12 protein-coding genes are annotated in these 14,161 nt (G+C 66.9%); 7 read left to right on the plus strand and 5 right to left on the minus strand.

Going from position 1 to position 14,161, the window contains the following annotated elements; genetic code table 11:
* Positions 1 to 3: 3 nt before the first annotated feature.
* On the minus strand, positions 4 to 1,806 hold the full coding sequence (locus ACZ4TR_RS19045) for a type IV secretory system conjugative DNA transfer family protein (RefSeq protein ID WP_465288257.1): 1,803 nt from the start codon (positions 1,804 to 1,806) through the stop codon (positions 4 to 6).
* 579 nt (positions 1,807 to 2,385) lie between these two features.
* Between ACZ4TR_RS19045 and ACZ4TR_RS19050 the strand changes: the two genes are divergently transcribed.
* Complete coding sequence (locus ACZ4TR_RS19050) at positions 2,386 to 2,790, plus strand: histone-like nucleoid-structuring protein Lsr2 (protein WP_465288258.1); 405 nt, start codon at positions 2,386 to 2,388, stop codon at positions 2,788 to 2,790.
* 37 nt (positions 2,791 to 2,827) lie between these two features.
* Here the strand turns inward: ACZ4TR_RS19050 and ACZ4TR_RS19055 are convergent, their stop codons facing one another.
* Positions 2,828 to 3,346, minus strand: coding sequence for a hypothetical protein (locus tag ACZ4TR_RS19055; RefSeq protein ID WP_465288259.1), 519 nt, complete (start codon positions 3,344 to 3,346; stop codon positions 2,828 to 2,830).
* Between the two features lie 603 nt (positions 3,347 to 3,949).
* On the opposite strand from ACZ4TR_RS19055, the gene ACZ4TR_RS19060 reads away from it, so the two are divergent.
* Positions 3,950 to 4,663, plus strand: coding sequence for a hypothetical protein (locus ACZ4TR_RS19060; RefSeq protein WP_465288260.1), 714 nt, complete (start codon positions 3,950 to 3,952; stop codon positions 4,661 to 4,663).
* A 61-nt stretch (positions 4,664 to 4,724) separates the two neighbouring features.
* Positions 4,725 to 5,075, plus strand: coding sequence for a hypothetical protein (locus ACZ4TR_RS19065; RefSeq protein WP_465288261.1), 351 nt, complete (start codon positions 4,725 to 4,727; stop codon positions 5,073 to 5,075).
* A gap of 154 nt (positions 5,076 to 5,229) precedes the next feature.
* On the opposite strand, the gene ACZ4TR_RS19070 is transcribed toward ACZ4TR_RS19065, so the two are convergent.
* Both ACZ4TR_RS19070 and ACZ4TR_RS19075 read right to left on the minus strand, forming a co-directional pair.
* A complete protein-coding gene (locus tag ACZ4TR_RS19070; RefSeq protein ID WP_465288262.1) occupies positions 5,230 to 6,249 on the minus strand; it encodes a C40 family peptidase in 1,020 nt (339 codons plus the stop codon).
* Complete coding sequence (locus ACZ4TR_RS19075) at positions 6,246 to 8,141, minus strand: hypothetical protein (RefSeq protein ID WP_465288263.1); 1,896 nt, start codon at positions 8,139 to 8,141, stop codon at positions 6,246 to 6,248. The genes ACZ4TR_RS19070 and ACZ4TR_RS19075 overlap by 4 nt, the downstream gene beginning before the upstream one ends.
* A 221-nt stretch (positions 8,142 to 8,362) precedes the next feature.
* Here ACZ4TR_RS19075 and ACZ4TR_RS19080 point away from each other — a divergent pair, with 221 nt between their 5' ends.
* From ACZ4TR_RS19080 to ACZ4TR_RS19095, 4 genes are all read left to right on the plus strand, one after another.
* Positions 8,363 to 8,695 (plus strand): hypothetical protein, encoded by a 333-nt coding sequence (locus tag ACZ4TR_RS19080; protein ID WP_465288264.1) that lies wholly within the window; start codon positions 8,363 to 8,365, stop codon positions 8,693 to 8,695.
* A gap of 208 nt (positions 8,696 to 8,903) precedes the next feature.
* Complete coding sequence (locus ACZ4TR_RS19085; protein ID WP_465288265.1) at positions 8,904 to 9,806, plus strand: hypothetical protein; 903 nt, start codon at positions 8,904 to 8,906, stop codon at positions 9,804 to 9,806.
* Between the two features lie 11 nt (positions 9,807 to 9,817).
* Positions 9,818 to 10,954 carry a NucA/NucB deoxyribonuclease domain-containing protein gene (locus ACZ4TR_RS19090; RefSeq protein WP_465288266.1) on the plus strand — a complete coding sequence of 379 codons (1,137 nt, stop codon included), beginning with the start codon at positions 9,818 to 9,820 and terminating at the stop codon, positions 10,952 to 10,954.
* A 68-nt stretch (positions 10,955 to 11,022) separates the two neighbouring features.
* A complete protein-coding gene (locus tag ACZ4TR_RS19095; RefSeq protein WP_465288267.1) occupies positions 11,023 to 11,550 on the plus strand; it encodes a hypothetical protein in 528 nt (175 codons plus the stop codon).
* A 32-nt stretch (positions 11,551 to 11,582) separates the two neighbouring features.
* On the opposite strand, the gene ACZ4TR_RS19100 is transcribed toward ACZ4TR_RS19095, so the two are convergent.
* Complete coding sequence (locus ACZ4TR_RS19100; protein WP_465288268.1) at positions 11,583 to 14,150, minus strand: ATP-binding protein; 2,568 nt, start codon at positions 14,148 to 14,150, stop codon at positions 11,583 to 11,585.
* Positions 14,151 to 14,161: the final 11 nt, after the last annotated feature.

The raw sequence follows: 14,161 nt of genomic DNA on the forward strand, positions 1-14,161 counted from the left end.
CGGTCACTCCACGCTCGAAGTCAGGTCGATGCCGGCGCCGCTGCCCCGCGTCGGCGGACGTCCGCGTCGCGGCTGCGGCGCCGGTTGCTCGGCCTGCAGGGCGGCGAGGATCCGGTCGTCCAGGTCCTCGAGCTCGTCGAGGACCTCGCCGATCGGCCGGCGGGCGAGGTTGGCGTCGAGGGCTTCGTCGACGGCGTCGTTCCATTCGGGATGGAAGTGCTCGGCGAACTCGTCGTCGACGTGCAGGCCGCGGATCTTGAACGGGGTCGTGCGCTGGCCGCCGAGGGTGACGGTGACGACGTGGTGGAACTGCTCCAGCTCGGTCACCGTCGCCGGCTGCACCAGGCCGCCGAACTCGCGGGCGACCGTGCGGGCGCCGTCGATGGCTGCGGCGGAAGTCATCAGCAGCGACTGGTTCTGCAGCAGCGCCCGCCGGGTCTCCGCGGCGAGGCGGTCGGGCATCTGGTTCATCGCGTGCAGCGCGACCTGGTACTTGCGCAGCTGCTCGAGGATCGCGGCGAGGTAGCCGCGAGAGGCGCCGTCGACGGCGGCGAGCTCGTCGACGAACGCGTCGCACCTGCGCCGCTTCTCGACCGGAGTGTCGGCTCGGGAGCGGCCGGCACGGAACAGGTCGTAGATCATAAACGAGGTGATCAGCTTGTTCGTCTCCCCGGTGCCGGTCGTGCAGACGAACACGATCCGCCCGGTGTCCATCGCCCGCCGCACGTCGTAGGTCGTCACCGAGGAGCCGAGGAACGCCGAGAGAGTCGGACTGGTCCGCAGCCTGTTGATGATGTTGGTGACGACCGTCGTCGCGTCCGGAGCCAGCTTCGGGAACGAGTCGGTCCAGTACCTGTGCACGCTCGGCTTCAGCGCTGGCAGGACGGATTCGCGCCAGGTCTCGTCATCCAGCAGCGTCGGGATCTGGAAGATCGTCGGCGCACAGTCCGCCGGCAGCCGCATCGCGAGGTAGCAGAGGGCCTCGCAGGCCTTGGTGAGGATCGACTTCGCCCGCGGCGCCGCGTCACCCCAGCCCAGCGCCGCCGCGAACGAGGTCACGACGGCGTCGACGCGGTCCTCGATGTCGGACTCGCTGAAGCCCTGCATGCTCAGCGGGTTCCAGCCGGGCAACCGCTTGCCCCGGCCGCGAACGTCCAGGTTGACCTCCCACAGCCGCGCCCGCAACGCCGGATCAGACACGTACGGTTTGGCGCGTTTCCAGCCGTCAGCGTGCGGGTCGAGGAACCAGACCCCGCCGCCGAACCGGGCGATCTCGATCGCCTGTGCCAAGGCTTCTTCGGTCTTCCCGAAGCCGGCCTTGCCGAAGCGGGCGGAGAACAGCAGCTCACGCAGGGGCACGCCGACCAGGCGCTCGTCGCCGTTGACGTCGGTGACGTACCCGAGCCGCACCAGCCCCGCCCCTGGCCGGTAGGTCGGAATCTCCCGAGGCGCGGGGAGCACCCACCCGCGGCTGCGCGCGATCGCCGGGGACTGGCAGCGCCCGGACGGCGGCTTCAGCAGGCCGGCGATCTCGCTGGTCGTCACCAGCGATCCCGGCCGTGGCGTCGCCAGGCCGGTCCGAAACCGCCGGTCGAACCGGCGACGCACCAGCACGGTGTCGGCGCCGAAGTGCCAGCCGAAGATCCGCGGGCCTCGGACCCGCCAGTAGTTCTCGCCGCGGAAGATGTCGAAGGCCCCGATGACGCTGCGCAGGTGCGCCTGCGCACGACCGGAGATTTCCGAGACACAGCGGATCAAAGCCTGGATGGCGAACACCGGCTCGTCAGTCACGAACTTGTTCGTCACCCGTTGAGGGGAAGGTGTCGCATTTCGTGGACGCCCGCTGACCTGCGAGCGCGCGATAGGTAAAAATTCTCCCAGCAGTTCCTCGACGAGGTCGGTAACTACGCCGAACGGCCTCATGCTGTTACCCCCGGAATGCGGCGCGGCACGGCGAGCCAGGTGCCGGATACGCGCCGGCGTCAGCGGGATGAGGTCAAGACAGACTTGCACCGATTCGCCGAGATCCGTCCGGACGTCACCGAGCGCGTTCGCCAGCGTCTGGAGTGGATCGTCCGGCCGGATCGGCAGGGCACGCAACGGAAGGTGGCCAGGCCGCGCCAACACGAGCTCGGCGCGAGCCACATGCAGGTCCGATGACGAGGGCTGACGATGCACGGCGGGTTCTCCTCCCATGAACGGCAAGATTGGCGGTTCTCACCACCAGTCACGGGAAGTGCCGGACGGTTTTGATGCAGTCGACGAAGGGGGTGAATTTTCCTTTCCGGCGACACTGTGGATACACTCAGTCGAAGAACGTCGCGCATTGTGCAACGCGACACAGCTCACGTTCTTCGTCGCGCCCCCCACCCCGAGGAGCATTCAATGGCCCAGAAAGTACTCGTCGAGACCGTCGACGACATCGACGGCAGCGCCGCCACCCAGACCGTGCAGTTCGGCCTGGACGGCGTCACCTACGAGATCGACCTCTCCGACGACAACGCGGCCGCCCTGCGCGACGCGCTCGCGAGGTTCATCGGCGCCGGACGCCGCATCGGCGGCCGCAGGGTCCGCGCTGCGACCGGCCAGTCGACGGCGCCCACTGCGTCCGACCGCCAGCGCAACCAAGAGATCCGCGCGTGGGCCAACGCGAACGGGTACGAGGTCTCCGAGCGGGGACGTCTGTCCTCCGAGGTGGTTTCCGCCTACGAGCAGGCCCAGGTAGCCGAGGCGGCAGCTCCGACGCCGACGCCGCGAAAGCGCTCTCCGCGTAAGAAGGCCGCCGCCTGACGCTGTCCGCGATGGCCAGCAGATCACTGGGGAGAGATCACCGCTGTCGTCCCGTCGGCGGTGAGGAGAGATCACCCTCGCCGCCGACGGAGGACACTTCACCCTCGGACGTCGCCCGCCGGATCTCGACGTCGGGGTAGACGAGCTTGTTGAGCACGCCGGTCACCGACTCGCGCCCCTCCACACTCATCACCATCTTCCCGAACTCCGGATCCGTGCCGAACCGAACCCGCACCCCGACCACCGACCGCGGCACCCACCCGCGCACCGGCCGCACTCGCCCCAGCTGATGCGCGAACGCGAGCACCGCCTGCGGCGACGGATCGAAGCCGGCGGTCGGCAGGAGGTCGAACCGGACACGGGAGCGGAGGTGGTGGGAACGAAGGTGTCGGTGGAGGATGAAGACCGCGATCAGGATCGCGACCGCGGCGGTGGTCACCCACCAGAACGCGCCACTCGCGACGAGGTCGCCTAGACGGAGCGCCTTCGGCGCACTGTGTCCCAGCATGACCTGGCGGCCATGCGTGCCGGGGAACATGTCGGCATTCGGAGCCATACTCGTTATCGCGGCTCCACCTCGGGGAAGACGGCATCGGCCCGCGCCAGCGAACGTACCGCCAACGCAGAGGCCAACGATGCTCTTGCTACGCGTGGACGATGTCATGCCTGCCCCTTAGCCCGCTCGCTCCAACGACTGCACGATGAGACAGGGCCGTCCTCAGCCACCTTCATGCAGCCCTGCCCGACGCGCCCGTGCGGGCGCTCACAACCGACATGTGCATGTAGCGGTGCAGGGGTGCTGACTTCAGTGCATGCCCTATCGCCGCGTGCAACGGAGACGACTGCCAACTTCCCGGCCTTGCACGCTCCGAAGCCGGCGATAGAGCCATTTGGCCTAGCCCAGCTGGACAACTAAGCCTTTCAGGAAATCGCCGTTGACCTTGCACCCGCAAGTGGATAGCTTCGGTAAGCCCATGTTGGCACTTTTCAGTCAAAGCCGCTCACGGGTTTGCTGCCTAACCACGCTCGGGTTTTGTTGATCAACAAGAGGGGATAGTTCAAGGTGCCTAGATCAATTCGCTCACGAAGATTGCTGGTATCACTCTTCGCAACGACTATCGCTTTGACATCCGCAATCACTGGCACATCGAACGCTTCGATGCGGATTTCGGAGGATCGTGCCGTCTCTCCGGCTCACCACATCCTCGATCCGAAGACTTGCTCCCTGCCCATCTCCGAACGCACCGGCGTGTGGCTGTGCCCAGCAGCACAGAGGGTCATCCCCAGCCAGGTCGAGAAGCCCGCATTCAGTCCGCTGGACCCTCCGCCCTACAAGGACCGTCACTGCTGGCCAGGCGACATCACGCACGGCTCAGCCTGCTGGACAGTCCTCAATGACTTCGAGGGCTACTTCGAGATGTGGAGCGATTTCGGCTCCGTCGACGAAGTAATTGGTCAGTTGTCCTACGCCGCCGAGTACACCTTGACAGGCAGCTTGGTAAACGTGAGACCGGTATCCTACCGAGCCACGTTCAACACAGATTCAGTGACGTTCGAGGGCAACACGCTTGACGCGTGCGGCGGCCAAACGGGAACTACAATTCCGAACGCCTACGGATTCAGTCACGTCGGCACGGTTGCGGCAAATACCTCAACCTTCTGGAACCCCAATGGCTACACCAACTACAATGGTGACCACGACTGCAAGTCGATCGAGATTCAGTGGAGCTTCGTATATCCCGAGATTCCCGACACAACGTACTATCTCTACGCGAAGAGCCCAGTGATGTGGAGCCTGGGCGACGATCCCTTGTACCGGTTCCACGGCACGCAGCCGAACGACCTGCCGGCTGATTATTTCGGCGGCCGCTGAAGCCTTACTCTGACCCCGCTGACGTACGTGACGTTGACGTGATAGTCGCTATACTTCCGAGATGAGCGACGAGCGAAAGCCTGGACACCTGCATCTGACAGAGACCTCGGACGACATCATGGCGCCAGTCCGGCGGCAACTCCCGCCGGACTGGCGCGAACGTCAGGAAGAGGCACTGAAACAGCTCAAGCCAGAACTCGGCACAGGCCGCGTAACCTTGATAGCGCCGGGACATCGACGGCCGTGGTCCGCCGCTTGGAGCAAGGGTGCAGATGTCGAGCCAGGCGAATATCTGGACTCTGAGACGTTCCGGGAAGTCGTCGAGTGGGCTTTTGCAAGGACAACCGAGGTCTACCTTCGCGAGCGCACGGGAGAACTCACCCGGCTCGCCCCTCCTGGCGTCATTCCTTGATTTGCTCGCAACTGCTCGGTGAGCGGCAGCCTCCACCTTCGAAGTCTGTTCTGACGCGGCAGCAGCGCCAGCCGGTACTGACGGGCAGGAAAGAACACGTCTTCCAGAAAATCTGGCGAATCCAGATCCGGCTACATTACTGAACGAATCATACTCAGTTCCCTGCCGGGCGCGTAACACCGACGAGGTTGCGGCCGATCGGGTCGATGCGCACCGGCTTGCCGAAGTCGGGCGCGTTGATCATCTCGGTGGCGGAGATGGCGAGCCCGACGTGAGTGACACGAGCGGGTCCTGTTCCAAAGAACACAAGATCCCCGGGTTCGATGTTTCGAGCCTGGACTCGCGGTCCGGCCCCGTACTGCTCTTGCGCGGTCCTCGGCAGATCGATCCCGGCCGCAGCGAAGGCAGCCTTGGTCAAGCCGGAGCAGTCGAAGCCGGAGTCTCCGCCAGCGGGGCCGTTGCCGCCCCAGACGTAGGGCAGCCCGCGTTGGTCGCAGGCGAACTTGATCGCGGCCTGCGAGGCACGGCTACGTGCCCGCATCGACGTGCAGTCGCCCTGCTGACTCGTGGCTAGCGCGTAGGTTTGGGCTTGTGCCAGTACTTTCTGGACATACCACTCGGCATGGTTATAGGCGAAGATCGCGGTGTGTAGGTCACGACGGTCGCGGGCGCCGGAGTCGCAGAGATAGGCCGCGGCCGCGTAAATCGCGTCGTGCGGGTTGTACCGCGACGGCGGGTGCGCGCCGCCGGGCGGGACCGGGTGGCGGGCGACGACGCTGTCGAACGTGGACTGCAGGAACTGCATCGGCCCGCCGGCTCCGGCGCTGTTGCTACCACTGTGCACGCCGGGCAACGTGGAGCGGCCGTGGTCGGTTTCGACCTTGCCGATGGCGGCGAGGATCGACCAGTCGAGCCCTGGGCAGGTCTGGGCGGCTTGGCGGTAGAGGGCGAGGTAGTCGGGCGGGATGTCGGCAACCGCACCGTTGCCGGGAGCGGAGGCCGAACTGGTGTCGCCGGCTCCGGTGAGCGTCGTGAGCAGAACGACGACGATCATGACGCAGATCGCGGGCGGCCCGAAGAGCAGCAACACGGCCAGGCACCCCCAGCGCCCTGGATGCTCACAGACCTGGTCCCGCGCGATCTCGGCCGCCCGCAGGGCGATCAGCGGGTTCATCGTCGGCCTGCGGAGTTGCCGAGCCGGTCACGCAACCGCTGCGCCCACGGAACGGCTGGCGGCAGCATCGCCGGCGGCAGGGTCGACTCCGCCGGCCGCGCCGGTGGCTTCGGAAGGAACCCGCGGTCGCGAGCTGTGGCGGCGAGGTCGGTGCCCGTGAACTCCGGTGTCCGGCCGGTGGCCGGTGGCCTCGCCACGGTGAGCTCGGCCTCCCGGTACGTCGAAGGGCTCGGCTTCTGCCGGTCCGATCGGTCGCTGAGTGCGGCGAGCACGGTGGTGGCCGCGTGCCACGCCGGTACTGCACCCGTCGCCGTATCGAGGTTGCCGGCGTAGGCAGCCGTGTAGGTCTTCGCAGCGTCGGCGCGACGTGCCAATGCGGCTTTGGCGACCTCAGCCTTCCCTGTGAGCGCCGTCTGCGCGCGTTGAGCGGCTTGCGGCCACGAGACCGGCGCCCCGACTGTGTACTTGAGCGCCTTCCCGCCGGCCTGCCCGCCGGCGCGGCCCGCGGTGACCAGGCGCTCCTTCAGCCGCCCGACCGGGGCAAAGGTCTCCGCGAACGCCGACGTCCCGGTCTTGACGGTCCGGGCCAGCCGATCCGGGCCCGCGGGGACGACCGGGGTCGGCAACGCCTTCTGCGCGTGCCGGGGTCGGCCCAGGCGCTGCAGCCGGGAGCTGACCTGGCCCCGGACGCGCTGGAGGTTCGCGGCGAGGCGTTTACGGAACAGGAAGCCGGAGAAGACGACGAGGTCGATGACGGCGAACCGGACGAGCTGCGGGCCGAGGTCGGCCAGCATGAGTGTCCGCAGCAGCACGGTCATGACGGCGAGGAAGGCCATGCCGGCCAGGAGCCTGGCGATCGTGGCAGCAATCGAGCTGACCCGGTAGGCGAGCTGGTGCTGCATCGAGGGCACCAGCGCGGCGACCAACGCCAGCGCGAGCAGCAGCCCTTCGAACAGCAGCAGGTACGGGGCGAGAACCTGGACGGCGTTCAAACAGATCACGAGGATCGCGAACAGCAGCATCGCGATCGCGTACAGCCAGGCTCCGAGGGCGCGGTCGCCGTCGGCGACCTCGTTGTACTTGCCGTAGTCGCCGGGGCAGCCGTCGAGTTCCCGGGCCTTCGTGCTGTCGTCCTTGCCCGACCACGGTCCGTCGTCGAGGACCTTCTTGACCGAGTACTGGCAGGCGCCGGAGATGCCTTGGACGCGGCTGATCGGTGCGCCGTAGTTGAGCGTCTCCCACGGAGTGACCAGCAGGTTGTCGAGGAACGCCTGGCCGATCGGCGCGGCCGGGTTGCCGGTTCCGCCGGGTTCCTGGCCCATGATGACGCTGGAGACGTCGGCGCCGATGTCGCGGGACAGGGACAGCACGCCGTCGTCGCCGATCAGGACGTCGACGGGGTGGGTGAGGATCGCGATGGCGAGGACGTTGATCGCGATGGTGGACGCGGTTTCCCGCCACGCTCGAGTGGTGAGGCCGCGGGCGAACAGGAGCCCGAGGTAGCAGGTGGCGATGAGCAGCGCGATCTCGCGGAGCTTCAGCGCGCCGATGACCGAGGTTTGCCAGATGTCCTCGAGGTCGCGGGCCGGTGCTTTGATCCAGTCGAAGACCTGGGTGGAGGCGGCCCATTCGGTGAACCAGACCGAGAACCCGACCGCGTACTTGCCGACGGCGAACCCGATGTTGCCCAGCCACAGCCAGATCGCGGGCATCGGGTTGTCCAGCAGCGACGGTAGGTTGGCGAAGAGGTCGTAGTTGTGCAGGTCGCGGCCGTAGCCGTCGTCGATGCTGAAGATGCCACCGAGGTGAACGTGGTGCCCGGGGTCGTCTTGCAGGGGCAGTGGCGGCGCGTCCGGATCCGGCTTCGGCGGCGTCGGCTGGTTCCCAGGCACCCAGAGGCACGTCGGATACGGCTCGCACGGATTCGTAGACGTTTGCGCCTCGGCTGCGCCCGCCCCGAGCAAGGTGATCGCGGCAGCGAATACCACAGCCAGTGCCAGCCTCATCGGCCCTCCTCGCGACAACATGTCCTTTCAGACAGGTCGTGGCGGGCGCGCTTCCATGCAGTCCGCGAAAGGCTCTGCGCGGGACGGCGAAGAGATATGATCTTGCCATGCGCGTGGGTCTGTGGTTGGGCATTGCGGCCGCGATCCTTGCCGTCGTCGCCTGCTGGGCACTGACCGTGGACGTCAGCATCTCGACGTCAGGTACGACGCTTCCTTGCGGAGACGCGTTCTCCTGGTCCGACGATGTCCAAGGCATCCTCGGCGGCGGTGCACCGTCCAGTCAGGTGCTGGTATCCGAGGAAGCGCATCAGCAAATCGAAGCGTGCCGTGATGCGCGAACTCACCAAAGGGTTGTCGGCACCATCGTCGGCGGGGCAGCCGCAATCTGTGCTGCATTGGCGGTCCTCGACTGGCGTCGGCGCGGCCGCGCAGGGTCCTGACCACACAATTTACTCGTCGCACTAGGCCAACACGGTGATCAACTAACCGTTGACGCCTACTCGGTGTTGCACTTTGACCGTCGGGTTTGAGCTAGCCGACTGATTCTCCGGTCAGCACTGGCCACCCGATCGAGTGTCACCCTATCGTGAACCGCTGTGCGCGCACGCCAGAACGAGCGCGCTCAGACTCGAGGGGACTCACACGCTCATGCGACGAAGAACAAAAACTCTGGCTGCACTCTGCCTGCTTGCCATCACGCAATTTCTCATGAATGCCGCACCCGCGAATGCTGCGGGTCCAAGCATCTGCCAGCGCCAACCGCGGGACGCAGTCGCGCAAATGTGCGGCGACCAGGACGAATACATGTACGGGATGTTCGTGACATTCGCGTACCCGACTCCCTCATACGGCGGCCCGCCACCTTTCGGTTCGGCCGACTTCTACAACGAAACCCAGATGTTCACCGACGAAGCGATGACGAAATCCTTCGGCTTCGGCCTGAACATGCACTACATCGGCACGCAGACCGACTTCCAGCCCTACTGGGTGGACTACACCGCCGGCTACTCGTACCAGAAGATCGGCAGCGCGACGACGCAGTCCGACAGCCGACTGCACACCTTCATGGCCATGCCCCACTGCGACAACTGCACGACGTGGGACATCTACTACGACTTCGCGCTGGTCGGAACGACCGGTACACAGCCCGGGCCGTCCTCGCACCACCTCGTCACCGGCTGGTCGCTCGTCGACATGTCTGGACTTGTGGGACTCAGCACGACCAGCAACCGGGTGATGTACCTCAACGGCAACTACCAGTTCCAGCGTTTCGCCCAAGCCAACACCTCGACGAGGGCGCCGGCCGGCAACTGTGCTCCTGGCGCGGACCCGAACTACTGCTTCCGCTTCGACACCGCCGTCAGGACAACTCCGGGGTCCAGCTACCCCTACGTCACGTCGTGGGACGTCACCAAGCCGATCGTCCGGCCCGGAGCCGCGTCCGCGCGGACCGACGCAGCCGCTCAATCCACCGTCGATGCCGCTGAAGCCCACGAGCTCGAGCTGCGAGCTCAAGCCTTCGTCGACGCGAAGTACCGGGGGAAACGATGACGCGACGCCTCATGACCTGGAAGCAAACTCGCCGGGCGCTTGCAGTCACGGCTGCCGCCATCGCGCTCAGCGGCACGCTGGTAGCGGCGCCGGCCGACGCCGCGACCGCCCCTTCCCGGGTCACCGCAGCCTTGGCCGACGACCTTCGCACCGACTGCGGCCGGCACCAAACCGAAGCAGCCCGCGTTCAGGGATGGGCCCGCAGCCGGTTCGAGCAGTGCTACCACTCCACCGAGAAGGTAAACCTGTACGACACCAACGGAAACTACTACGGCTACTTCGACTTCGAGCTCTGGATCCTCGCTTTCGCCTATGACGGCAGCCGGCGCGTCGACTACGTCACCAGCGTCGAGAACGTACACCAGAGCACATCCCTCTCCGACGACCTCACCTTCCTGACCATCCGCTTCGACTGCCGATCCTCCGACGTCAGCTGCAGCACAAATCTGTCGCGAACAGACACGATCCGGGGCTGGTACACCAAGTCCACGATGGACACGATCACGATCACGTCGCCAGACGACGTCGGCACAGGCCCCTACAAGATCGTCGACTTCATGGAGACCGTCGGTTTTACCGGCGAGTACCGGAACGGGAACACCGTCCCGTTCTACAAGGACACGCAGGCGATCAACCGTGTTCGATTCGACAGCGCGAACGCCGCCCTCGGCAACGGGAAATTCAAGGGAACCGTCTTCACCGACAACGCGCCGAGGCTCGAACTGCACCTCAGCGGAGCCGGGTACGACGAAGAAGCGCGTCACGTCGACGACACACTCCATCATCCCGAACGCACCTTCCCCGCCTTAATCGGCAAGAACGCACCCGGCGAAACAACCGACGACCCATTGCACCGGCTCATGGACAAAGACCGAGCCGACTCCAATCACACGGCGTCAGTGGCGATATGCACCGACATCTGGGGCCCGAACTACACGGCCGGCGACATGGAATGCGACGAGTATCCCTTTAAATCGACTTATGAAGGCTCGAGCGTGTCCACCGACGGCCACCCGGGCAGCTGGCACGGTTCAGCCCGCCCCATCCCCGCCGCGGACAACGGCAAGGGCGGGACGGAGCTCGGCAAGTTCTACGGCGCGAACCGCGTGCTCGATCATGACCCGTTCACCGTGACCGTGGTGCCGTAGCCGCAGTTCAGGAGTGGGACGGCACCGCCGGGGTGCCGTCCCACCACGGGCACGACACAATCGACTGCATGCCACACGACGACGAGGTTGCCCCCCTTGCGACGTACCAGCTGGTCACGGTGCCTTCGTACCGATTGATCACTCTACGCGACCAAGATTGCGACGCGACCCCGGACTCCGCCAGCACAATCGACGACGCACGTCGAGCGGTCGCAGCGTCGAGTGGCTACGAGCTCTTCATCGACTGTGCACAAGACATCCTGTCCGTTACCGTGTCTGTCGACGTCCGGAATGGCTCACCCGAGCTGTCACATGCGACCGACCGCAGTCCCGTGCTCGACCTCGAATGCCCGAGCGGGGAACTCGCGCTCGGCTCACCGACCGGCGACGCGATCGGCATCGAAGTCGAGCCAGGTGCCTACTCTCTGATCGTCGAGCACGAAGGCCGCCAAGCGGGCGCAGAGCGCCGCCAGCAGATCCTCGACGAGCGGGCCCGATCGAGCACCGACGTCCACACGGCAGCCAACGAATCTGCCGGGCCAGAGCGCTACGTGATCTCGATGTGGCGAACGGGCCCGGTCAGCGACGACGACTAGCGCGATTCGTCGAGCCGAGCCTTCGAGAGACTTCAATGGGTCTGGTGACCTCGGGAGACGGTGGGGGTGGTCAGGACGGCCTCCGGCAGGGTGCGGTACGGCTGGGTGATGACCTTGACCTTGCCGACGCGGCCGGCGTGATCTCGCACGAGGAACTCGCCCGCCCGGAGCCGGCGTTCCTCTTCCCCACCAGCTGGGTTCAGCGGCGAGAGGTCCTTGGTGACGACCTCGTGGTAGCGAGCATCGGCGGGGTCGACGCCGAGCCACGCCAGACTGTTGCGAGCCAGCCCGTTGTCGCGGTGGCGGCCAAGAAATCGCACCGCGATCAGGCCGCGTAGGACGTCATCGCCGAGATCGCTCGGAGCGTGCGAGCCGAAGGCGGCGTCGGCGCCGTGCTTGCGGCCGTCGCGGACGAACTCCAGGGCGATCTGCTGGCCTTCGGGGGTGCCGGTGACGTTGTAGGCCTCGTCGCAGATGAACTCGCCCCACCGGCCCGGGGTGAAGCAGATCTCCTTGGCGATCGCGGCGATGAGCAGGTGCAAGGCGCGACCGAACAGCTTGCGCGGCGGGATGCGGGCGGCCATCCGTTCGTTGCTCATCTCCAGCGCGCTCGGCAGCGGGATCTCGTTGGTGCAGAACACCACCATGTCCGCACCGAACAGATCAACCGGGGCGAGGTCGGGGTCGAAGATCGGGCGGGTGACCGGGTCGCGCCGCAGCCGCTCGAGTCGGTCGGCCAGGGCGCGGGCCGCTGGGTCGCGTCCACCGTGCTTGCGCAGTGTGTCGACAAGTCGATTACTTGAGGCGTCTCGGTGGCCGCTGACGGCGTCGAGGCCGCGGCCAAGCGCATCCCGCTCGGCGGAGTTGGACTCCAGGTCGAGCCAGGAGGCGAAGAAGGTTTCGGCGATGCCGGTGCTGGACTTGCCGGCGGTGCGGAAGACCCGCAGCGGGTCGCAGGAGTGCCGCAGTTCGGCCGCGGCGGCCCGATCGTCGAGGCTCGGGTCGATGATGTCGACGATCTGCGCGTTCCCCGGCAGCGCGGCCGCGACGGGCGCCCATTCCCGGCTTCGGGTCCGGTCGATGACGATCACCCGGCCGTCGAGCATCAGCCGTACGACCGCGGCGACGTTCTTCAAAATCACCGACTTGCCGGCGCCGAGCTCGCCGATGACCGCGATCCCGCCGGAGGAGTCGTGTGTCGGGCCGTAGGTCGGGTCGAGCAGGAACGGGGTGATGGCGCCGCCGTCGACGGTCAGCCCGAACAGCGCGCCGGTGGGGTCGCCGAAGTCGGTCGCCGAGACCGGCAGGAGCATCGCGGCGTCGGTAGCCAGAACGTTCTGGCTGCATTCGCGCACTACCATCGGCGTCCGGCTCCCCGGCAGCAGCGCCTGATACAGCGGCCGCTGCCCGCCCAGCGGACGTTCCCACCGGTATTCCCCGCCCAGGAATGCCTGCCGCAGTGCCTTGGCGCGGGCGTCGGCATCGCGGGCGGTCTCACCCCAGACGCATGCGACGACGCCGACTTCGAGGTCGATCTCGGTGGAGCTGGCGCCGAGGCGGGCGTTCTTGTGCTGGATCTCCTCCTGCGCCGAGATCACGTCCGCCGGGACGCCGGCGGTGTCGCCGGCGTGTTCCTCGTTCTGGCTCATCAGGTCCCGGGTCCGGCGCCGGTTGGCGGCGCGGGCGTCCTCGTTCGAGCGGGCGGTGATCCGCAGCGCGTAGTCCACGCCGAACCCGATGTCGGCCAGCCGGGCCAGGATCTCGTGGCCGGGGAAGGTGAACGCACGCGGCATCTCGGCCAGCACGAGGAAGGCCTGGTAGCTGGCGACCAAACCGTTGTCGCCCGGGGTCACGCATTTGAGGAACCGCCGGTTCAGCAGCCCGAGCGGTCCCCAGTCCTGCCGGTCCTCGGGCGGGTCAGTGCGGCCGCCTTCGTCGAACACGCAGCTGCGCAGCGTCGTCAGCCGGGCGCGTCCGCTCCCCCGTCGCACGGCGATGCCGGTGTCGTGGACGGCGTCGGTCCGGTCGAGTTGGGGTTCGTTCACCCCGCGGACCGGGGCGCGGGCGAGCCACCACAGCAGTTCCGCCTCCGTCGCCGGCCGAAACGGGACCGCGCCACCGAGCTCCTGAGCCGCCACCCGTGCTCGTTCCCGCCCTGCCGCCACCGCGGCGGCTGACGCGGGCCGGGCGGGTATGCCGAGCAGCTCGCCGAGCGCGGCGGCCGTGGCGCGCGCTGTCGCCTGGGCGGCGTCTTTCCAGCCGTGTCCGGTGAGGGGTTTGGCGAGCCAGAAGCTGCGGCCGAGGACGTCGAGGTGCTCGAGCTGGTCCCAGGCGTTGTGGACGGTCTCCGCCCAGTGCGGGTTCGCGTCCAGATCGATCCCGTCGAGACAGCGTTGCACGATCGCGTGCGGCTGGACCTGCTCGCACAGCGACGCGATCATCACCTCGCCGCGCAGCGACTTCATCAACGTGACCGTGCGGTCATAGAGCTCGCGTAGTTGCCGGCCGGCGGAGCGGGCGCTCCCGTGCGGCAGCACTCGCCACACCGCCCACACTGAGCCGTCGACGCAGAACAGCAGGTTGTCCGCCACATCGGTCACCGGAAACTCCA

This window comes from Amycolatopsis sp. NPDC028719, from assembly GCF_055565395.1.